We start from the raw sequence: 20,088 nt of genomic DNA, 5'->3' as shown, positions 1-20,088 counted from the left end.
CGGTAAATGGATGGAAACTGGTGGTCGGGCTCGAAAAATCGATGGCCGCCCACCCGTGCCCGGCGTGGAAACCGGGCTCGGGTGAGGCCCGTGACGGTGCGCGCTGTGGCGTTGTCAGGGCATGGCCGCCGTCAGTTCACGGGTACCGCGAGGTACTGGTACTCCAGGAACTCGTCGATTCCCACGCGTCCGCCCTCGCGGCCCAGCCCCGACTGCTTGACGCCGCCGAAGGGTGCGGCCGGGTTGGACACCAGGCCCGTGTTCAGCCCCACCATGCCCACCTCCAGCCGCTCGCTCACCCGCAGGGCACGGTCGAGGCCCTCGGTGAAGACGTAGCCGACCAGGCCCCAGGGGGTGTCGTTGGCCCGGCGGATCACCTCGTCCTCGTCGTCGAAGGTGAGGATCGCGGCGACCGGGCCGAAGATCTCCGTGTCCATGAGGCGGCTGCCGGGATCGACGTCGGCCAGCACGGTGGGCGGGTAGAAGCAGCCGGGGCCTTCGGGTGTGCGGCCGCCTTCGAGCACCTGGGCCCCGCGCTCCACCGCGTCGGCGACCAGCTCCTCCACCTTGGCGCGTCCCCTCCTGTCGATCAGGGGGCCGACGTCGACGCCGTCCCGGGTGCCCGGGCCGACGACCAGCGCACCCATCCGCTCGGCCAGCCGGCGCCCGAACTCCTGCGCCACCGAGCGGTGCACGAAGAAGCGGTTGGCGGCCGTGCACGCCTCGCCCATGTTGCGCATCTTGGCGGCCATCGCGCCGTCCACGGCTTTGTCGAGGTCGGCGTCCTCGAAGACGATGAACGGCGCGTTCCCGCCCAGCTCCATCGAGGTCCGTACGACCGCCTCCGCGCTCTGGGCGAGGAGCAGCTGTCCGACCGCCGTGGAGCCGGTGAAGGACAGTTTGCGAATCCGCCCGCCGCGCAGGAGCGGTTCGCACACCTCCCCCGCACGGGAGGTGGTGACGACGTTCAGCACGCCGTCCGGCAGCCCGGCCTCCTTGAGGATCGCGGCGAGGGCCAGGCTGGAGAGAGGGGTCTGCGGGGCGGGCTTGAGCACCATCGTGCAGCCGGCGGCGACCGCCGGGCCGATCTTGCGGGTGCCCATGGCCAGCGGGAAGTTCCACGGGGTGATCAGCAGGCAGGGGCCGACCGGGCGGCGGGAGAGCAGCATGCGGTTGCGGCCGTCCGGCAGCGTGGCGAGGCCACCGTCGATACGCACGGCCTCCTCGGAGAACCAGCGGAAGAACTCCGCCGCGTAGGCCACCTCGCCCCTGGCCTCGGCGAGCGGCTTGCCCATCTCGGACGTCATGAGATGGGCGAGTTCGTCGGTGCGCTCGAGGATGATCTCGTAGGCGCGGCGCAGGATCTCGCTGCGCACCCGGGGCGCCGTACGCGCCCACTCATGCTGCGCCTGCACGGCCGCTTCCTCGGCGAGTTTCGCGTCCTTGGGACCGGCGTCCGCGACGTGGCACAGGATCTCGCCGGTGGCCGGGTCGTCGACGGGCAGGGTGGCACCGTCCGCGGCGTCCACCCAGGCGCCGCCGATGAACAACTGCGTGGGTGTGTCGGTCATGAGTTCTCTCCTGGTTGTCCGGGTCGGTCGGCGGCGAGGTCGAGCAGTTCCGCGAGGTGCAGGGCGCGGACGCCCCGGTCTCCGGCGAGGTGGTCGATCTGGGTGGCGCAGCTGAAGCCGTCGGCCACGACGACGGCCGGTGTCCACGGATCCACGTCGTCGAGGCGTGGCTTCAAGGCCAGGTCGGCGACGGCCATCGAGGTGTCGTAGTGCTGTTCCTCGAAGCCGAAGTTGCCGGCGAGTCCGCAGCAGCCCTCGGCCTCGTCGACCTTCGTCACGCCGAGGCGGCCGAGCAGGTCGCGGGGGTGGCGGCCCTTGAAGGTGGCGTATTCGTGGCAGTGGGTCTGCAGCACGACGTTGTCCGGCAGCTCCGGAGGCGCCCAGCCGGGTGTGGCGAGGTCGGTCAGGGCTCCGGTGAGGGTGTGGACGCGGGTCGCGACGCGCCGGGCGGCGTCGGTGCCGAGGAGTTCGGGCACGTCACGCTTGAGCGCTGCGGCGCAGCTGGGTTCGGCCACGACGATGGGCCGGCCGTCGCCGTTGTCCAGGCGGGCGACGGTGCGGGCCATGATGCGGCGAGCGAGGGACAGTTGGCCGGTGCTCACCCAGGTCAGGCCACAGCACAGGTCGTCCTCCGCGGTGCAGGGGATGCCGGCGTCGGCGAGTACGCGGCTCGCGGCCCCGGCCACCTCGGGGCGGAAGGCGCGGGTGAAGCTGTCCACGAAGAGCAGCGTCTTCGCCGTTTCGCCGGTCCTCGCCGGGCGCAGTGCCCGGCGCAGCGCGCGCCGGGAGGCGAAGGCGGGGATCCGGCGATTCGTGGTCACGCCGCCGAGGCGCGCGAGCAGCTTCCCTACAGGTCCGCGCAGCAGCGCGTTCACCGGGCGGGCCGCGTACCCGACGAGCCTGGACGTCAGGGGCAGCCAGCCCAGCGAGTAGTGGGACCGGGGTCTGACCCTGCCCTTGTAGTGCTGGTGCAGGAACTCCGCCTTGTAGGTGGCCATGTCGACGCCGACCGGGCAGTCGCTGGAGCAGGCCTTGCAGGACAGGCACAGGTCGAGGGCGTCGCGCACCTCCGTGGAGCGCCAGCCGTCCTGGACCACGTCACCCCGCACCATCTCCTGGAGCAGACGGGCCCGGCCCCGGGTGGAGTCGTTCTCCTCTCCCGTGGCCCGGTAGCTGGGGCACATCACGCCGCCCGCGTCGCTGCGACAGCGGCCGACACCGACGCAGCGGCGTACAGCGCCCGCGAAGCCGTCCTCGTCGTGGGGAAAGGTGAACGTCGTGTCCAAGAGCGGGAGTTCACGCAGGGCGAGGTCGGCGTCGAGGCGTGCCGGGCCGACGATCACGCCGGGGTTGAGCAGCCCCTCCGGGTCGAAGATCTCCTTGAAGGCGGCGAACGTCCGGATCATCCGGTGGCTGTACATGACCTCCAGCAGCTCGCCGCGGGCCCGCCCGTCGCCGTGCTCGCCCGACAGGCTTCCGCCGTGCTCGACGACCAGGGCCGCGGCCTCCGTGAGGAACCGGCGGGTGGCGGCCCGCCCCGTGTCCGTGGCGAGGTCGAAGTCGATGCGCACGTGCACGCAGCCCGCGCCGAAGTGGCCGTACAGCACGCCGGTCAGGCCGTGCGTGGCCAGCAGCTTGCGGAAGTCGCGCAGGTAGGCGGCCAGGTTTTCGGGCGCGACGGCCGCGTCCTCCCAGCCCGGCCAGGACTCCGAGCCGTCGACCAGGCGGGCGGCGAACCCGGCCCCGTCCTCGCGGACCCGCCACAGCGAGCGCCGTTCGGCCGGACTGTGCACGACCCGCCCACCGGTCATCCGGCCCTGCGCTTCGAGCACGTCCAGCAGTTCGCCGGCGCGAGCGTCGACGGCCACCTGGTCGTCACCGTCGAGCTCGACGTACAGCCAGGCACGGCCCTCGGGGAGGCCGGTGACGGAGTCCGGGCCGCGCCGGGCACGCATGGTGGCGACGATCGCCTCGTCCATGCCCTCCACGGCGGTGGGGTTCCAGCGAAGGATCTCGGGGACGTCCTCGGCGGCGTCGACCACGTCGTCGTAGCCGAGGGTGAGGAGGGTGGAAGCCTGTGCGGTCGCCACCAGGCGGACCGTCGCTGCGGTGACGACCGAACAGGAGCCTTCGGTGCCCACCAGCGCGCGGGCCATGTCGAAGCCGTGCTCGGGCAGCAGGTGGTGCAGCTGGTAGCCGGAGACCTGGCGCGGTACCCGGCCGAGCTCGGTGCGGATCGAGGCCAGGTTGCCGTCGATCAGTCGGCGCAGGTCCGCTTCCAGACCGGCGACACGCTGGACGGCGTCCGTGTCGCCCGGGTCGGCGGCGCGCAGTCCGGTCCGGTCGGCGACGGCCCGCACACCGTCGGCCGTCACGATCTCCAGCGCCTCGATGTGACTGCTGGTGCGCCCGTGCCGCACCGACCGGTTGCCGCACGCGTCGTTGCCGATCATGCCGCCGAGGGTGCACCGGCTGTGCGAGGACGGGTCGGGCCCGAAGGTCAGCCCGTGCAGAGCGGTCGCCGACCGCAGCGCGTCCAGGACCACTCCGGCCTCGACGCGCGCGGTGCGCGCCACCGGGTCGATGTCCAGGATCCGGTTCATATACCGGGAGAAGTCCAGCACGACGCCGGGCCCGACAGCGTTGCCCGCCATGCCGGTGCCGCCGCCGCGTGCGGTCACCGGGACGCCTGTCTCACGGCAGGCCCGCAACACCGCGACCACGTCGTCGGCACTGCGGGGAAACACCACGGCCCTCGGCGGGACACGGTAATTGGAGGCGTCGTAGGCGTAGAGGCCGGTGGAGCCGGGACCGGTCTCCACCCGCAGGCCGGGAGCGGTCTCGGCGAGCCGCGCGACCAGCGACTCCAGGGCCGTGGTGGTGTCCGTCATCGCCGTGTCGCTCCCGCTGTGCCGGCCTCGACCGCGGTCGCCCACGCCTGGAGGCCCTCGTCCACCGCCGTCTTGTCGATGGCCCGCTGGATCGGCGTCCCGTTCATGTCGAACGTGACGAACTTCCGCTTACTCTCGAACTCCATGGGTCTCTCCAGTTGCCGATCGGTGAGGTTGTCACAGACGGTTTTTCGCGACCTCGGCGAAGATCTCCAGGAATCGGGTCACATCGGCGGAATCGAAGGCCAGCGGCGGGCGGATCTTCAGGGTGTTGGCCGACTTGCCCGTGCCGTTGATGAGGATCCGGCGATCGCGCATGTCGTTGATGACGTCTTCGGTCAGCAGGCGGTCCGGCTCAAGAGTGCCGCGGTCCTTCACGATCCCCACGCCGACGTACAGACCTGCGCCGCGGACTTCGGCGACGTAGGGGGAGTCCTTGGTAACGAACCGCTGCCGCAGGTCCGTGCCCTGCTACAGCACCCTTTCGAGGAACGCCTGGGTTCGCTTCTCGCGGGGGTTGCCCAGGACTTCGCGGGCATCGCCGCGTTCGACCGCGATGCCTTCGTCCATGAACAGCACCTCGTCGGCGACCTCACGGGCGAAGCCCATCTCGTGGGTGACGAGCAGCATGGTCATGCCGTTGCCGGCGAGATCGCGCATGACGGCGAGTACTTCGCCCACACGTTCCGGATCCAGTGCGCTGGTGGGTTCGTCGAACAGCATGATGGTGGGTTCCATCGCGAGCGCGCGGGCGATGGCCACGCGTTGCTGCTGGCCGCCGGAGAGCTGGGCGGGGTACTTGTGGCCGCACCCCTCGAGGCCGACCTTGGCCAGCAGTTCTCGCGCCTGCTCCCGGCAGGCCTCGCGGTTCTTCTTCTGCACCAGCACTGGTCCGGACATGACGTTGCTCTCGGCGGTCATGTTGGGGAACAGGTTGAACTGCTGGAACACCATGCCGATACGGGCGCGCTGTTCGGCCAGCCGCCTGGGGCGTACGGCGTGGTAGGCGTCGTCCTTCTCGACGTAGCCGAAGTCCTCTCCGTTGACCTTCAGGACTCCGCGGTCGACGGCCTCCAGGCCGTTGATACAGCGCAGCAGTGTCGATTTGCCCGAGCCGCTCGGCCCGATGATGCACGAGATCTCCCCGGCCGCGACGGTCAGGTCGATGTCACGCAGGACCTGGTGACGTCCGAAGCTCTTGCACAGCTTGCGTGCGACGATCGTTCCGTCGGCGTTCACAGCAGGGACTCCCTCGTGGTGGGGACGGGCTGGCCGGCCCCGGGCTCGGCCGAGGTGGCGGCCGGGGTCAGTCGCGTCTTGGTCGAGCGGGAGAAACGGCGCTCGATCATGGACTGCGGCACGCTCAGCACCAGCGTCATGATCAGGTACCAGAGGCTGGCCACGATCAGCAGCGGAATCGTCTGGTAGTTGCGGGCGTAGATGGCCTGTGCACTCTGCAGCAGGTCGGCGACGCCGAGCACGCTCACCAGCGAGGTTTCCTTGAGCATGCCGATCACCTGGTTGCCGGTGGCCGGAATGATCGTCGGCATGGTCTGCGGGATGATCACACGGCGGAGCTTGGTGAACCCCGACATGCCCAGGGACTCCGCGGCCTCATGCTGTCCGCGAGGAACCGCGGCGAACCCGCCACGGATGATCTCGGACATGTACGCGGCCTGATTCAGCGTCAGCCCCACCACGGCCGCGGTCATCGGGGTCATGATCGCGTTCACGTTCACCGGCGTGGATATGTCGGTGAACGGGATACCGATGGAGATGTTCGGGTACAGCGCCGCGATGTTGAACCAGAAGATCAACTGCACGAGCACCGGGGTGCCGCGGAAGAAGGTGATGTAGAGCTGGGCCAGCCCGGAGACGGGCCGCTGGTGCGACATGCGCATCACCGCCAGCACCAGCCCCAGCAGTGTGCCCAGACCCATGCTCGCCGCGGTCAGAAACAGCGTGATCAGCAGGCCGTTGAGGATGGTCTCGGTGGTGAAGTAGCTGAACACCACCGGCCAGCGATAGTTCTCGTTCGTCACCGCGGTCCACACCAGACCGGCGACGATCGCTATCGCGACGGCCCAGGCCACGTAGTCGCGCGGACGTTTCGGCGTGATCCGCTTCTTGTCTTCGGCCAGTAGTTGTGGCACCGGTCGGCTCCTGGTCGTCGTCTCGAGCACGTCCATCGGTATCTCAGTCCTGCGGGACGGCCATGGCCGCGGTCTTGATCCCGAGGTCATCGAAACCCCAGCGGCCCAGCGCCTCGGCGTACTTGGGGTCGTCGATGATCGACTGGATGGCAGCCTGCACCGCGGGGGTCAGCGGTGAGTCCTTCTTCAGCGCGACGGCCACGGTCTTGGTGGCCACCAGGGGCTCGAGGACCTCGAATGTCTTCGGCTGCTGCGTGGCCGCCCACTTAAGCCCGGTGAAGTCGTACATCACCGCGTCGATCCGCTTGGAGACCAGCTGGGTGAGCGCGTCGTTCACGCTGGGCAGGGTCACCGCCTTGATGGCCGGCTTGCCCTTGCTCGTACAGTCCTCCTTGGACAGCTGGGGCAGCCACTGCAGCTCCGCGGTGCTGCCGGACTGGACCCCGACGCGGTGCCCGCACAGCGTGTGGGTGGTCAGCTTCTGCGGATTTCCGTAGGGGACGGACACTCCGGTGCCGGCCTTGAAGTAGTTGACCATGTCGAGCACCTTCAGCCGGTCCTTGGTGGCGCCCATGGTGGAGGCGGTGAAGTCGTATCGGTCGGCCTGCAGTCCGGTGATGATGGTGTCGAACTTGATGTTGTTGATCTGCAGCTTCAGGCCGAGCTTGGCGGCGATCAGCCGGGCCATGTCCGGGTTGAACCCGATCGGGGTCTTGTTGTCCGATGCCATGAACGTGGTGGGCGGGCTGGACAGGTCCATGGCCGCCGAGAGCGTGCCCTTGGCCTTCACCGCCGCGGGCAGCAGCTTCACCGCCTTCGCATCCGGCTTCACACCGACCGAGATGTCGTCGGTGTGTTCGGCCGACGAGCCGGATCCGCCGCCCTGCGTCGTGCTCTTCGCCCCCACGTTCTGCCCGGTGCCGCTCGACCCGCACGCGGCGAGCGCGAGGGCCAGGGCCGACGTGACGATCGTGACGCTCAGGTTTCTGCTGACTCGCATGGGTCTGCTCCTTATTCAAAGGGAAAGGGCGCTGGGAGCGCTCCGATCCCGGATGGGTGGTGTTTCGAACTGGCTGGGAATGGTCAGGAACCCGTCGGACTGGGCGTTGGGCCTCGTGGGGTGCCGAATGGCATCCGCTCATCGCTTCGACCGGACCCGCGGTTCGCGACCTTCACGTACGACAGAAGCGAGGGTGCTCAGAAGGCGGTGTATCCGCCGTCAACCGGGAGAACCGCTCCGGTGATGTACGACGACTCCGATGACGCGAAGAAGAGGACCGCGTCGGCGACCTCTTCAGGGGTGGCGAGGCGTTGCAGCGGGATTTGAACCTCGCGCTCGCGGCGGTAGACCTCGGGATCGGCGCTGCGCTGGATCGCTGCTTCGATGATCGGGGTGGCGGTCAGGCCAGGTGCGACGACGTTGACGCGGATGTTGCGGGGGGCCCATTCGATCGCTGCGCCCTTGGCGAGCATGATGAGGCCTCCCTTGGCGGCGGAGTACAGGACTTCCCCAGGCTTGCCGACCATGCCGAGCCGTGAACTGACACAGACGAACGAGCCACCTTCAGAAGGCATCAGCGGCGCGAAGTGCTTCATCACCAGGAACGCGCTGAGCAGGTTGCTGTCGAGCACATTCTTCGCGTCGTCGGAAGCCATCTCGGTGAGCGGACTGCTGGCCTGCAGGCCGTGGTTGAGGACGACGACGTCGACGGTGCCGAGGGACTCGGCGGCCTGCTTGGCCAGGTCCTCGACGAACGCCTCGTCATTGAGGTCCCCAGGGACGTACAGATCGTCGGGCTGGGCGGTGTCGAGCCGCTCCCTGCGACCGGTGAGCAGCAGCCGCGCGCCCTCACGGCGGAAGTGGGAACTCACTGCCTGCCCGATGCCACTGCTGGCGCCGGTCACCAGGGCCGCGACGTTCTTGAGTCTCATGTCAGGTATTCCTTCACGGGGGCGGTCGATTCGCGCTCGGCCAGGGGGAGTCGTTCCGGGGCCGGTCAGCCGAGGAATCTGCGGGCGTCGACCGGCCACCGCTGCAGCGACGTGCCCACGCTGTCGGTGACGAGCAGGTCCTCGGAATCGGGGACGCCCGGGCATACGTGTTTTTGCACCGGCGGCACCGCCGCACCACGCCGGCGACGCTGAGGCGGAACTCGCCGACCTGCAGCGGGAGGAGTCTTGTCCAGGAACGCCTGTTCCCGCGTCGAGGATGACCTGATCGGCGACCCAATCGCTGACCACGGTGGCAGTGACCAGCAGCGCGACTCGTATGTATCTCGATCATCTCTGCCCGGCTCTCCTTCTGAGCAACAGGATGGGCGGAATGCCGCGTGGTGGCTCAAACTAACCGCCAGATTGTCGTATGTCGACCATCACGCGGCTGCTCTCGCTGCCGCGTGGTGGCTCAACCTAGCCCCCAGATAGTCGTTTGTCGACTATCTTGGCAGTCGTCCCCACTGACCTGCACTTGTTCTGCCAGTCGGGCGGCTGCCCGGGGTCTGGATGGGATGGCTTGGTGCGGTTGCCGGGGACCACGGTCGCGGACGCTGCGGGGTCAGGGCGGAGGCAAGGGCCCCTCGGGCGCCGTCATGACCCGGACTGGCGATGCCCTCTTGTCTTTACCGGAGGCCGCACAGGGCGAGGAAACGGAGGTTGCGCATCAGCGCACGGGCCCCGCCGGGCTGCTGGGTGCGGATCCGGCCGGGGATGTGCTGCGGCATCAGCCGGGTGTGCCCGGCCAGGACGAGGACGAAAACGCCGGCACCGGCGAGGCAGGCGGTGCGGCGTCCCACCCTTGTCCGAGATTAGCCTTCTTGGTGTGTAACTGATAGTTGACCTGGTGCCCTAGAATTGGCGTATGAGCTTTCAACCTGAGCCCGTCCAGCGGCCTCGTGACCAGATCGAGAGACAGTTGCGCGAGGCAATCGTCTCTTCGGCCTTCAAGCGTGGCGAGCGGCTGCCCAGCGAGGCCGAACTGGCCAGTCAGTTCCAGGTCAGTCGCTCGACGGTGCGAGAGGCGCTGCGGGCGCTGGTGGCCCAGGGGTTCATCTCGAAGGTGCCCGGCGCGGGCGGGGGCAGCTTCGTCCAGACAGTGGACCACGAGTCCCTCCAGAGCCAGCTGTCCGGTTCGCTCGAGACGATCCTCAAGCTCGGCAGTGTGTCGATCCAGGAGGTGACCCGCGTCCGCCGGATGCTGGAGATTCCCGCCGCGCGCCTGGCCGCCGCGCATCGGTCGGATGAGCAGGCGGCAGAGCTGCAGAGCCTTATCCAGCGCCAGGAAGAGATGGTCCGCGAGAAGCGCGACCACCGCGACCCCGAGCTCTTCGAACTCGGCATGGCTCTCTACAACCTGATCGCGGCCGCCAGCGGCAACCGGCTGCTGGCGTCCTTCGTGTCGGCCATGGGCCGGGCGACCCTGCCGGTCTACACCCGTGATCTGAAACCTGAGGACGCGAAGGCGACGCTGGAGCGGAGCCGGGCTCTGGTGGCCGCGATCGTCGCCCAGGACGCGGACGCGGCCGAGGACGCCATGGCGGCCCAACTCGACCTGGCCCACTATGGCGGGCCCGCGGAGAGCGCCACGGACAGCCCGTTCGCAGCGGCCGAGTAGGCAGGAACTGCTCAAGCGCGCGGCAAACCGAACTGCTGCCTGGTCCAATCGCGGGCCACCGCGTCCTCGATGACCATGTTGACGTGGCTGAGGTTCCCCCTCTGACCTGGACAGCTTGATACTGGGACGGATGGTCCCGGAGGAAGCAGTTCCAGGTAGTGAGCAAGCAGAGCAACAAGAGCAAGCAGTACACGGCCGAGTTCAAACGGGACGCGGTCGCGCTCGCGCTGGCCTCGGACAAGATGCCGACCGAGGCTGCGAGGGATCTCGGGGTCAGCGCCGGGGGGGTGTGCAACTGGGTCAACCAGGCGAAGACCCACCAGGGACAGGGCCCGGCCGGCGCCCTCCTGAAAAAGCCGCGGCCATCTTCGCGCAGTAGACGTTGAAGTAGGCGCCCTGTGCGCCTTCGTCGACGCGGAGAACGCAACTTCGACGAACCCGGACGGCCACAGCGTGTCCACGCTGTGCCGAGTGCGCGGCCTGGCCCGGTCCAGCTACTGCTACGCCCACGTGGCTACAGCGCCGGCTCGACACGCGGCAGAAAGCGGAGGAGAGGCTGGTCGGGCGTCCCCCGGATCCACGCGACCCTAGGGGGGGCGGGACCGCGCGGACAACCCCAAACGGGTCGAGCGGCTGATGCGCGAGCGCGGCATCACCGGCGTCATCCCGCGCCGCAGGCGGGGCCTGCCCCGGCAGGCGCGCCGTGTTCGCCACCGACCTGATCGGCCGAGGCTTCGTTCGCAAGCCCCCAGCGCGACATCTGCACCGCCCTGGACCTCGGACCGCCCAAGAAGGTCATCGAACTGGCCCCCAACGCCGACATTGTTGAACTCGCCCCGGGCCGCTGACCAGGCACGGTCCCCGCCCCTAGCGACACGGCCCTCCGGGTGTCCATCGGTTTTTCCCCCAGGTCAACATGCTTTCCACATGAGAGCCCCAGGTTTGGGGCTGACGTAGGTGCCCTTCCGGTCCGGTTGTGGTCACCTTGAGACTCCGGGCGTGGCGCTCCACTCGGCGGGGAGCAGCACGAAGACCGGGCGTCCCGGCTGGTCTTGGGTACTGCTCAAACGCACCCTTGCGCCGACCCAGGGCTTTTCTTGTGGGCCGCCGCGGATCAAGCCGTCGATGAGTGGGCCCTCGTCAAGCTGGATCATCGTAAGGCGTTTCCTGGGTGGCGTCGGGGTGAAGACCACCCGGCCGTGTCCGGCGCTCTCTTCCCAGCGGAAGCGGTCACTGCCGCAGATCCGGCAGGTCGTAGCCGGGCGTGGCTGCGGCGAGGAGCACCATCGGCAGCGCTGGTACCGCAATGCGCTTTGATGGTCGGCAACGGTACTGGTCTCTTCCTGCATCGTCCCTCCTGCCGGACAGGGCTGAGTCCCCGTCAGATCTACTCCACGGTCGTGATAGGCGACCGATGGAAACCGCCCGTCATCCTGTTCCTCGCTCGGCTTGCGGCGTCTCGACTGACTGAATCGTGCATCTCGACCTCCGGGAAGCGGTGTTCAGGGGCACCGGGTGCGGTTCGTGGCCGTGAGAGGGGGTCAGTGCAGTTCGACGTCGAGGCGCGAGCGCAACTCCTCGATGGTGGTGCCGTAGGTCTCCAGCACGTGGACACCGTCGGGTCGCAGGTCGAAGGTGGCGACCTCGGTGTAGACGCGGCTGACGCAGCCGACGCCGGTGAGTGGGTAGGTGCACTTGGGGACGAGTTTGGGCGCTCGGGACTTGGTGAAGAGCGTCATCATCACGTAAGTGTCCTTGGCGCCGATGGCGAGGTCCATGGCGCCGCCGACGGCGGGGATGTCGTCGGGCTTGCCGGTGTGCCAGTTGGCCAGGTCGCCGTGTTCGGAGACCTGGTAGGCGCCGAGTACGCAGATGTCGAGGTGGCCGCCGCGCATCATGGCGAATGAGTCGGCGTGGTGGAAGTATGCCGCTCCAGCAAGTTCGGTGACCGGCACCTTGCCGGCGTTGGTGAGGTCGGGGTCGATCTCGGCGCCTTCGGCCTTCGGCCCCATGCCGAGCATGCCGTTCTCGGTGTGGAGGACGACGCCGAGCTCTGGGGGCAGGTGATCGGCGATCTTGGTCGGCTGGCCGATGCCGAGGTTGACGAACGCGCCGGCCGGGATGTCCCGGGCGATCATGGCGGCCAGTTCCTCCATGCTGAGAGGGTGGTCGACGGCCACGGGGGCCTTGCCCGCATGCGCGGCAGTTGTCGAGGCGGTGGTGTCGCTCATCGTGCCCCCTGGACGGTGTAGTGACGGGCCTTGACCGCGACGATGCGGTCGACGTAAACGGAGGGCGTGACGACCGCCTCGGGGGCGAGCCCGCCGAGCGGGACGACCTCGTCAACCTGGACGATCGTGGTGGTGGCGGCCGCCGCCATCACGGGGCCGAAGTTGCGGGCGGTCTTGCGGTAGACGAGGTTGCCCATCGGGTCGGCCCGATGGGCGGAGATGAGGGCGTAGTCGCCGTGGATCGGATATTCCAGCAGGTAGTCGCGTCCGTCGATGGTGCGCACTTCCTTCCCCTCGGCGAGCGGGGTGCCCACCGCGGTCGGGCAGTAGAACGCGCCGATCCCGGCGCCGGCGGCCCGCATCCGCTCGGCGAGGTTGCCCTGGGGTACCACCTCGAGCTCGACCTTGCCCTCGCGGTAGAGCGCGTCGAAGACGTAGGAGTCGACCTGCCGCGGAAAGGAGCACAGCACCTTGCGCACCCGGCCGGCCGCGAGCAGCGCGGCCAGGCCGACGTCGCCGTTGCCGGCGTTGTTGGACACGATCGTGAGGTCTTTCGCGCCCTGCCGGATGAGGGCGTCGATGAGGTCGAACGGCATCCCGGCCAGGCCGAAGCCGCCGACCAGGACGGTGGAGCCGTCCTCGATCCCCGCGACGGCCTCGTCGGTTGATTCCAGCACGGTCGCGCGGCTCACCTGGACACCTCAAGGTTCTCCAGGACGACGGCCAGGCCCTGGCCGACGCCGATACAGATCGCGGCCACGCCGTACCGCTCGCGGCGTTCCTTCAGCACGGCGGCCAGGGTCCCCAAGAGACGGCCGCCGGAAGCGCCCAGCGGGTGCCCGATCGCGATGGCCCCGCCGCGCTGGTTGACGATCCCGGGATCGCGCAGGCCGTCCTTGAGCCAGGTGTCGATGCAGGCCAGCGACTGGACGGCGAAGGCCTCATTGAGCTCGACCGCGCCGACCTGGTCCCAGGTGATCCCGGCGCGGGCGAGTGCCCGGTTGGCCGCCTCGACCGGGGCGTAGCCGAAGTCCTGTGGGTCCAGGGCCATCGCGCCTCTGCCGAGGATCCGGCCGAGCGGGTCTCGGCCGATGGCCGCTGCCGCGGACTCACTGCCGAGGATGACCGCGGAGGCGCCGTCGGAGAGCGGCGAGGCGTTGCCCGCGGTGATGGTGCCGTCCGGCCGGAACGAAGGCTTGAGCCCGGCCAGCTTCCCGGTGCTCGAGCCCGCTCGGATGCCCTCGTCCCGGCTCAGTTCGGCGACCGGGGTGACCAGCGGGTCGTAGAAGCCGTCCTCCCACGCCTGCTGCGCCAGGCGGTGGGAGCGCACGGCGAACTCGTCTTGGCGCTCGCGGGAGATGCCGAAGCGCTCCTGGAGCTGCTCGTTGCACTCCCCCAGTGCGACGGTCCACTCCTTCGGCATCCGCGGGTTGACCAGTCGCCAGCCCAGCGTGGTCGACACCGCGGTCACGTCGCCCGCCGAGAAGGCCCGCGACGGCTTGGGCAGCACCCATGGCGCCCGCGTCATCGACTCGACGCCGCCCACGAGAACAATCTCGGCGTCACCCGTCTCGATCGTCCGGGAGCCGGCCATCGCCGCGTCCAGGCTGGAGCCGCACAGCCGATTGACCGTCGTACCCGGCACGCTGGTCGGCACCCCGGCCAGCAGCGCCGCCATCCGGCCCACGTTGCGGTTCTCCTCGCCGGCGCCGTTGGCGTTGCCCCAGACGACCTCGTCGATCGCCGCGGGATCCAGCGACGGCGTCTGCGCGAGCACACCGCTGATCGCGGCAGCGGCCAGATCGTCAGGCCGTACGTCGGCCAGCGCGCCGTTGAACTTGCCGAACGGTGTCCGCGCGGCGGAGTAGAGGAATGCATTGCTCATGGCTCGACGCTAGACCGGAGCGCCGATACCGTGAAGTATCAATATCTACCCCGATTGAGACGCTGAAGCTATGGATCTGCGGCAGCTCCGCTACTTCGTCGCCGTCGCGGAAGAGCGCCACTTCGGACGCGCGGCCGAACGGCTCCACATGGCACAACCGCCGCTGTCCCAGGCCATCCGGCGACTCGAAGCCGAACTCGGCGTCGAGCTGTTCCAGCGCACCACCCGGCGCGTCGACCTCACCAGTGCCGGCCGCGCCTACCTGGACCGGGTGCGGGCGATCCTCGCCGAGGTCGACGCCGCCGCCCACCACGCCCGCCGGGTCGCCGCCGGCGCGGTCGGTCACCTCACCCTCGGCTGCGTCGGTTCCGCGACCTACAGTCTGCTGCCGACGCTGTCACGTCACCTCGCCACCGAACTGCCGGGCATCGACTTCTCCTTCCGCGGCGAAATGCTCGCGCCGGATCAGGTGGAGGCACTGCGCAGCGGCGCGATCGACGTGGCCCTGCTGCGCCCGCCCGTGGCCGACCCTGCCCTCACCGTCCATACCCTGCGCCGAGACCGCCTCGTGGTGGCTCTCCCGGTCGAGCACCCCCTCGCACCCAAGACCCAGGTGCGCGCCGCCGACCTCGCCGGCGTCGACCTGATCGTGCATTGGGCGGACCGCCACTCGGTGATGCACGATGTCGTGTTCGGTGTTCTGCGCGACGCCGGTGTCGAACCGCACGTCCGACACGAGGTCGGCGAGACCTCGACGCTCATCACCCTCGTCGCCGGCGGTCTCGGAGTCGCGGTCGTGCCCGAGCCGGTAACGGCACTCACGCTCCGCGGTGTTGTCTACCGACCTCTGGTGCGTCCGGCAGCGGCGATCGAACTCGCCGTCGCCTACCGCGCCGACCGCGGTGAACCGCACCTGGCTCTCACGGTCGAGGTCATCCGCAAGCTCTTTTGACCCGCCACTTCATGCTGCTGACGGGCGGCTTCGTCGTGGCCGCCGGGCTCGCAGCGGGGCGCCCAACGGCATGGCCTCCATGTGCTTCCTCGCCGGCCCCGGTCTGCTGATGCGACTGGTGCCGGCGAAGACCCGCGGGGTGATCACAGGCCTGCTGGTGGCCATCCAGAGAGTGATCGCCATCGCTGCGATTCAAGGAGGCGGGCTGGTGCTGGACGCCCACATGCGCCAGGCCTCAGGCTCGTCGGCGGTCCCTGAACCAGCTCGCCGCCACGCTGGGCATCCCCACCCTGACCGACCTCGGCTATGAGAACGCGGGCGACGGCTTCCGCCATCCGGTCAAGAAGCCCAAGGGTGGCGAACTCACCGAGTCCGACAAGACGTTCAACGCCGTGATCCGAGGCGTCCACGCGGTCGCCGAGCGCGCCAACGCCCTGCTGAAGGTCACCTTCAAGGCCCTGCGCCGGGTCAGCCTCGACCCGTCGGCCATCACCCGCATCGCCCGAGCCGCCCTCGTCCTCCTGCAACTGGAACACGACCACACAGCCTGAAGATCACGAACCGTCACAACAAGTTACCGAGAAGGGTTCATTGACGTGGGTTGTGGTCGAGGTTACGTTGGCGATCGATAAACGTCGTACATTAGAAACATCGAACATTAGGCAGAGGTGTCTCTTGTCCGTCAAAGCTACCCGGCGCCGTGTGGCGTCTGTGCTCGCTGGCGTCGGGGCCCTAGCGCTCGCCAGCCAGAGTGGTGTCGGATATGTGGTTGGTCCCAAGAGCTGCATCACCCTCGCGATCCTGACCGCCCTGGGCCGAGAGGACGAGATCGCGCTCCACATCGAGGTCGCGCTGAGGGACGGGCTCACTACTGACGACATCCGCGAGGTTCTGCTGCCCACCGCGCCCGATGCTGGTGTCTCTCTGGCCCGTGGAGCGGTCCTCGATGCCGAGAAGACGCTCGAGCGGCTCGCTACGGAGGTTGGCGAGTGACCAGCGAACCGGCGGACCGCCCGGTCGTCGTGGTGCTGGGCGCGCGCAACCTCGGCGGTGCCGTGCTGCGGCATTTCGTCGAGCAGGGGTGGCAGGGTGCTGCGATCGCGCGCAGCGAGGACACGCTCGAGCAGGTGCGGGCGTCGAGAGCGCTGGGGGTCGCGGCGGACGTCACCGACCCACTGCAGCTCCGCACCGCGCTCGAGCATGTGCGTCAGGTTCTGGGGCGCCTCGACGCGCTGGTCAACGCGGCTGGCGTCGGGATCCCCAAGCCCGGTGAGCAGTACGGCGGCGGCCAGATCGCCGACGCCGACCTGGACAGCTGGGAGCGATGGGCCGACGCGATCGGGCGGCAGGCGTTCGTCTTCCTCTCCGAGGGGGCTCGTGCGCTGCGTGCTAGCGGGAGAGGTGCTCTGGTGCAGATCGGCAACGGCCTGGCACTGCGCCCCAAGATGGGGGAGGGCCTGTGGGCCGCCGGACAGCAGGCCGCGCGGAGCCTGGTCCACGCTGCGGCGGAGGAGCTGCGCCACGACGGAGTCCGGGTGGCGACCGTCCTGGTCGATGCGCTCGTGGACTCGCCCAAGCTCGAGGCGCTGCGCGCCAACCCTCCGAAGATCGCTGCAGGGGCTCCGCGCCTGCCGGATCACGATGCGCTCGCCGACATGGGGGCCATCGCCGAAGCTGTCCACTTCGCGGCCACGCGCGACCCGCGTGGTCTCGTCGTGGAAATCGTCGTCACTGCCGCCAGCCGCCCCTGGGTCCCGAGATAAGGGTCCTGTGCGCTGAGCGCTTCCACCCAATCGAACTCCGCAAAGGACTCCCACTCGTGTAGGTAGCGGTAGCCGGTGGGCACCGAAATCCCGGTGTCCCGGGCGAGTTGGGCCATCCGTGTGCCGTCGACGAACCAGCGCAGCACCAGCACCGCCTGCTTGAAGACGCCCAGCGCGCGGGTGTCCTTGCGGGTTCCGAGTCGCTCGCGGTGCCCGCGCAGCAGCTGCGCAAGATGCTCGGCGGTCTCCCTGCGGACATCGAGCACGGCGGTGCAGGTGATACTGGAGGGCACGTGGAGCCTCTGGTTGTACGGAACCTGATCTTGGCAGACCCGTTCCTATCAGGGGCTTCACTCATATCTGACGCCAGGTCACCGTCCCGCGCACGGTGGTGTGATCACACACCGCAACCATCACGTTGCTGAGAAGACCTCAGTGGCCAGCGTGGGTGAACTGCTGGGAAGGCCGAGCCGACGAGCCGAACTATAAGGGCCGCTTCCGCTCGTCGATGTCCGTGGACATTCCGCAGGGCCGGGACCTGAACATCGTCCGCGTGCACCGCCGCTGGGGCATGGTCAGCATTCCCAGGGTGGGCCGGGTCCGCTTCCGCTGGACCAAGGATCTCCCGGTCGGCAAGCGCGCTGACAAGGAGAACCGGATCACCGGCGCCCGGCTGGTCAAGGACGCGTTGGGCTGGCACATCGCCTTCCGCGTCCAGAGCCTCCCACGCGCCCCCGAGCCCCACCAGGGGCCCAAGGTCGGCATCGACGCCGGGGTGAACATCCCCCTGGCCCTGTCCAACGAGGACCACCAGGACCACGGGCGCCGGCCTCGGCTTCTGGATGGCACCGCCGACTGGGACAAGTGGCTGACCTCCAAGGAGAAGGCCAAGCTCCTCCAGCTGGAGCGGCAGGCCGCGCACCGCAGGACGTTCCGCAAGCGCGGGGAGAAGACCTCCAGGCGGTTGCAGCACACCTACGACCAGATCAAGCAGCTTCGAGCCAAAGCCACGCGACGAGCCCTTGACTGGCAGCACCAGACCACCACCTATCTCGCCCGCACCTACGGCGTGCTGGTGGTCGAACAGCTCAACATCCCCGGCATGACCAAGAGCCCGGCCCCCAAGCCCGACCCCGCAGGCGAGGGCGCGTTCCTGCGCAACGGGGCCAGGGCGAAGGCCGGACTGAACCGCTCCATCGCGCAAGAGGCGTGGGGTCGGACCGTGACGATGCTGACGTACAAGAGCGCCCGATACGGCGGCCGGCTCGTCAAGGTCCCCGCCCCTCACACCTCCCAGCGATGCTCAGCCTGCCAATGCACCACCCCCTACAGCCGAGAGAGCCAGGGACTGTTCTCCTGTAAGAATCCCGACTGCGGCTGGGCGGCGAACGCCGACTGGAACGCAGCCAGGAACATCTTGCACCTGTACCGGATCGGCCACGTCATCGTGGAGGTCCCGGCCGCCGGAAGGCGCGGTCGCAGGGCGGGTAAAACCGTCAAGCCTGTCGCCGCAAGGTAGACGGGAATCCCCTTCCTGAGCCTGCGAAGGCAGGGGAGAGCTTCAAATGGCGCTCATGTCACTGGATCCGACCGGCAAGGAACGCCGCCGCTGGACGGTGCGCCGGAAGGCAGCCCTGAACGCCTTCCGGATCACCTTTCGAAGGACGCCTCACCCCCACCACCAGCAACTGACTCAACAACCAAGATCAGCCGTTGATTGGACGGACCCGGGCAGCACCCTTGGCTGGACGGGCCCGGCTGAGGAGTCGGGTTCATCGGGGTTGCCGTGAAGGATTGCTTCGACGGCGGAGGCGGCGGACCGCAGCCGGGCGATCCATGTCTTCACGTCTCGGCCCGGGCTTGCTGGGGGGAGTTGCGCGAGGCGCAGGAGCATCGCGATGTTGCCGTCCGAGCTGAGAACGGGGGTCATCAGGCCGGCGATGTCGTAGGTCTGGCTGTCCTCGAACTCGCCGCTGTGGGAGTAGTAGGGCATCAGTTCCGCCATCCGGGCGAGCAGGGAGCGTTCTGCTGCCGGTGTGAGGCCGCCGGTGGCGTACTTGTCCATCAGCCGCTCGAGGTCGTGGCGGGTTGCTGTGTCTGCCGGCTTCGCCTCCCAGGCGGCGTAGCCGCGGTCGCGGATCTTTGCCAGACGGTTTTGCAGGGTCTTGGCGGTTTCGGGGTCCTTGCCGGCGAATGCGAGCCAGCGTTCAATGGCCGTTTCGGGGGCCCACGCCATGTAGGCCTCGCCGAGCGGCGGCTTCATCGGAAGCCGCTCTCCGATCAGCTCGCGCATCAGGGCGCGGCCGCCGTGGGCCACGGCGGCGGTGGTGAGCTCGTCCTCGTTGGCAGCCACCATCACCGCGGCCTCACAGCGGAGTTCGTCGGCCAGCGCCTCGATCTGTGTCCGCGCGAGGTCGGCCAGTCGGAGGCCGGCGATCAGCTCGCCGTCCCCCCGGGCCGTCATGCCGTGCGGCGAGAATCCGCCGTATCCCCCCTGGAAGAAGAGCAGCGGGGTCACCTGCCGGCTTACGTCCATCGCGCTGACGGCGCAAAGCTGGATGTAGTGATCGCCGGCCTCGATGGCCTCGGTGGGGAAGCAGTGGATGTGCGCCACAGCGTCGAAGAGCATGGGAGCGCCGAGCGGCGAAGGGCTCCAGTCGACGTTGGAGAACTTCTCCGGCCCTGAGGAGGCCATCGTGCGGCAGAGACCGGCCTGGTCGTGGGCGAGCACATTGATGCAGAAGGCCTTCGACGTCCTCAGGCGGGCGAACGTCCGTGAGGAGGTCGTCGGGAGAAAGGCCACGAGGGGCGGATCGAGAGAGACCGAGGTGAACGTTCCCACCACCATCCCGACCGGCTCTCCTGCGTCGTCGAGGCCTGTCACGACCGTGACACCGGTGGGGTAGTGGCCCATGACCTCCCGGTAGCGGGTGGGGTCGATCGAAGTGATCGGTTCTTGCATGGTCTGCTCCTTGCGTCGGCCTGCACGGCCATCGTCCGCCATCTATCGGACATTGCGCAAGACTGTAAAT

18 protein-coding genes and 3 pseudogenes are annotated in these 20,088 nt (G+C 68.8%); 7 read left to right on the top strand and 14 right to left on the bottom strand.

The window, feature by feature from the left end:
• Nucleotides 1-131: 131 nt before the first annotated feature.
• From STSP_RS02025 to STSP_RS38130, 9 genes and pseudogenes are all read right to left on the bottom strand, one after another.
• Complete coding sequence (locus tag STSP_RS02025; RefSeq protein WP_067271153.1) at nucleotides 132-1,571, bottom strand: NAD-dependent succinate-semialdehyde dehydrogenase; 1,440 nt, start codon at nucleotides 1,569-1,571, stop codon at nucleotides 132-134.
• Nucleotides 1,568-4,462, bottom strand: coding sequence for an FAD-binding and (Fe-S)-binding domain-containing protein (locus tag STSP_RS02020; protein ID WP_067271151.1), 2,895 nt, complete (start codon nucleotides 4,460-4,462; stop codon nucleotides 1,568-1,570). The genes STSP_RS02025 and STSP_RS02020 overlap by 4 nt, the downstream gene beginning before the upstream one ends.
• Nucleotides 4,459-4,608, bottom strand: coding sequence for a hypothetical protein (locus STSP_RS38995; RefSeq protein ID WP_157902764.1), 150 nt, complete (start codon nucleotides 4,606-4,608; stop codon nucleotides 4,459-4,461). Before STSP_RS38995 ends, STSP_RS02020 begins: the two co-directional genes overlap by 4 nt.
• Before the next feature lie 31 nt (nucleotides 4,609-4,639).
• Nucleotides 4,640-4,840, bottom strand: a complete 201-nt coding sequence (locus STSP_RS02015) for a hypothetical protein (protein WP_198547241.1) — start codon at nucleotides 4,838-4,840, stop codon at nucleotides 4,640-4,642.
• Nucleotides 4,841-4,933: 93 nt separating this feature from the next.
• Nucleotides 4,934-5,701, bottom strand: coding sequence for an amino acid ABC transporter ATP-binding protein (locus tag STSP_RS02010; protein ID WP_067271146.1), 768 nt, complete (start codon nucleotides 5,699-5,701; stop codon nucleotides 4,934-4,936).
• The gene (locus tag STSP_RS02005) at nucleotides 5,698-6,615 is read right to left on the bottom strand and encodes an amino acid ABC transporter permease (protein WP_232789490.1); all 918 of its coding nucleotides are present in this window, start codon (nucleotides 6,613-6,615) and stop codon (nucleotides 5,698-5,700) included. Before STSP_RS02005 ends, STSP_RS02010 begins: the two co-directional genes overlap by 4 nt.
• Nucleotides 6,616-6,658: 43 nt before the next feature.
• On the bottom strand, nucleotides 6,659-7,615 hold the full coding sequence (locus tag STSP_RS02000; RefSeq protein WP_067271141.1) for an ABC transporter substrate-binding protein: 957 nt from the start codon (nucleotides 7,613-7,615) through the stop codon (nucleotides 6,659-6,661).
• Between the two features lie 197 nt (nucleotides 7,616-7,812).
• The gene (locus tag STSP_RS01995; protein ID WP_067271140.1) at nucleotides 7,813-8,547 is read right to left on the bottom strand and encodes an SDR family NAD(P)-dependent oxidoreductase; all 735 of its coding nucleotides are present in this window, start codon (nucleotides 8,545-8,547) and stop codon (nucleotides 7,813-7,815) included.
• A 698-nt stretch (nucleotides 8,548-9,245) separates the two neighbouring features.
• Nucleotides 9,246-9,398, bottom strand: a pseudogene (locus STSP_RS38130) (MFS transporter); the annotation flags it as partial.
• A gap of 74 nt (nucleotides 9,399-9,472) precedes the next feature.
• Here STSP_RS38130 and STSP_RS01990 point away from each other — a divergent pair.
• Nucleotides 9,473-10,225 (top strand): FadR/GntR family transcriptional regulator, encoded by a 753-nt coding sequence (locus STSP_RS01990; RefSeq protein WP_067271137.1) that lies wholly within the window; start codon nucleotides 9,473-9,475, stop codon nucleotides 10,223-10,225.
• 158 nt (nucleotides 10,226-10,383) lie between these two features.
• A complete protein-coding gene (locus tag STSP_RS01985; RefSeq protein WP_067271135.1) occupies nucleotides 10,384-10,611 on the top strand; it encodes a transposase in 228 nt (75 codons plus the stop codon).
• A gap of 1,155 nt (nucleotides 10,612-11,766) precedes the next feature.
• Here STSP_RS01985 and STSP_RS01980 read toward each other — a convergent pair.
• Genes STSP_RS01980 through STSP_RS01970 form a run of 3 tightly spaced genes read right to left on the bottom strand, consistent with a single transcriptional unit; the run spans nucleotide 11,767 to nucleotide 14,341 of the window.
• Complete coding sequence (locus tag STSP_RS01980) at nucleotides 11,767-12,456, bottom strand: 3-oxoacid CoA-transferase subunit B (RefSeq protein WP_067271132.1); 690 nt, start codon at nucleotides 12,454-12,456, stop codon at nucleotides 11,767-11,769.
• Complete coding sequence (locus STSP_RS01975) at nucleotides 12,453-13,148, bottom strand: 3-oxoacid CoA-transferase subunit A (protein ID WP_067271129.1); 696 nt, start codon at nucleotides 13,146-13,148, stop codon at nucleotides 12,453-12,455. The genes STSP_RS01980 and STSP_RS01975 overlap by 4 nt, the downstream gene beginning before the upstream one ends.
• Complete coding sequence (locus STSP_RS01970) at nucleotides 13,145-14,341, bottom strand: thiolase family protein (protein WP_067271127.1); 1,197 nt, start codon at nucleotides 14,339-14,341, stop codon at nucleotides 13,145-13,147. Before STSP_RS01970 ends, STSP_RS01975 begins: the two co-directional genes overlap by 4 nt.
• Before the next feature lie 70 nt (nucleotides 14,342-14,411).
• Between STSP_RS01970 and STSP_RS01965 the strand changes: the two genes are divergently transcribed.
• From STSP_RS01965 to STSP_RS01950, 4 genes and pseudogenes are all read left to right on the top strand, one after another.
• Nucleotides 14,412-15,293 (top strand): LysR family transcriptional regulator, encoded by an 882-nt coding sequence (locus STSP_RS01965; RefSeq protein WP_067271125.1) that lies wholly within the window; start codon nucleotides 14,412-14,414, stop codon nucleotides 15,291-15,293.
• Nucleotides 15,294-15,514: 221 nt separating this feature from the next.
• Nucleotides 15,515-15,844 (top strand): annotated as a pseudogene (locus STSP_RS01960) (transposase family protein); the annotation flags it as partial.
• Nucleotides 15,845-16,058: 214 nt separating this feature from the next.
• The gene (locus STSP_RS39920; protein ID WP_232789489.1) at nucleotides 16,059-16,286 is read left to right on the top strand and encodes a carboxymuconolactone decarboxylase family protein; all 228 of its coding nucleotides are present in this window, start codon (nucleotides 16,059-16,061) and stop codon (nucleotides 16,284-16,286) included.
• Nucleotides 16,283-17,056 (top strand): SDR family oxidoreductase, encoded by a 774-nt coding sequence (locus tag STSP_RS01950; protein WP_067271120.1) that lies wholly within the window; start codon nucleotides 16,283-16,285, stop codon nucleotides 17,054-17,056. Before STSP_RS39920 ends, STSP_RS01950 begins: the two co-directional genes overlap by 4 nt.
• A 53-nt stretch (nucleotides 17,057-17,109) precedes the next feature.
• Here STSP_RS01950 and STSP_RS36520 read toward each other — a convergent pair.
• Nucleotides 17,110-17,349 (bottom strand): annotated as a pseudogene (locus STSP_RS36520) (IS5/IS1182 family transposase); the annotation flags it as partial.
• 119 nt (nucleotides 17,350-17,468) lie between these two features.
• Here STSP_RS36520 and STSP_RS01945 point away from each other — a divergent pair.
• A complete protein-coding gene (locus tag STSP_RS01945; RefSeq protein WP_067271117.1) occupies nucleotides 17,469-18,575 on the top strand; it encodes an RNA-guided endonuclease InsQ/TnpB family protein in 1,107 nt (368 codons plus the stop codon).
• A 174-nt stretch (nucleotides 18,576-18,749) separates the two neighbouring features.
• Here the strand turns inward: STSP_RS01945 and STSP_RS01940 are convergent, their stop codons facing one another.
• On the bottom strand, nucleotides 18,750-20,018 hold the full coding sequence (locus STSP_RS01940) for a flavin reductase (protein WP_067271115.1): 1,269 nt from the start codon (nucleotides 20,016-20,018) through the stop codon (nucleotides 18,750-18,752).
• Nucleotides 20,019-20,088 lie beyond the last annotated feature (70 nt).

Source organism: Streptomyces jeddahensis (genome assembly GCF_001642995.1).
Lineage (GTDB): Bacteria > Actinomycetota > Actinomycetes > Streptomycetales > Streptomycetaceae > Streptomyces > Streptomyces jeddahensis.
Note: the sequence above shows the minus strand (reverse complement) of the source record. Positions and strands in the feature narration are given on the sequence as shown.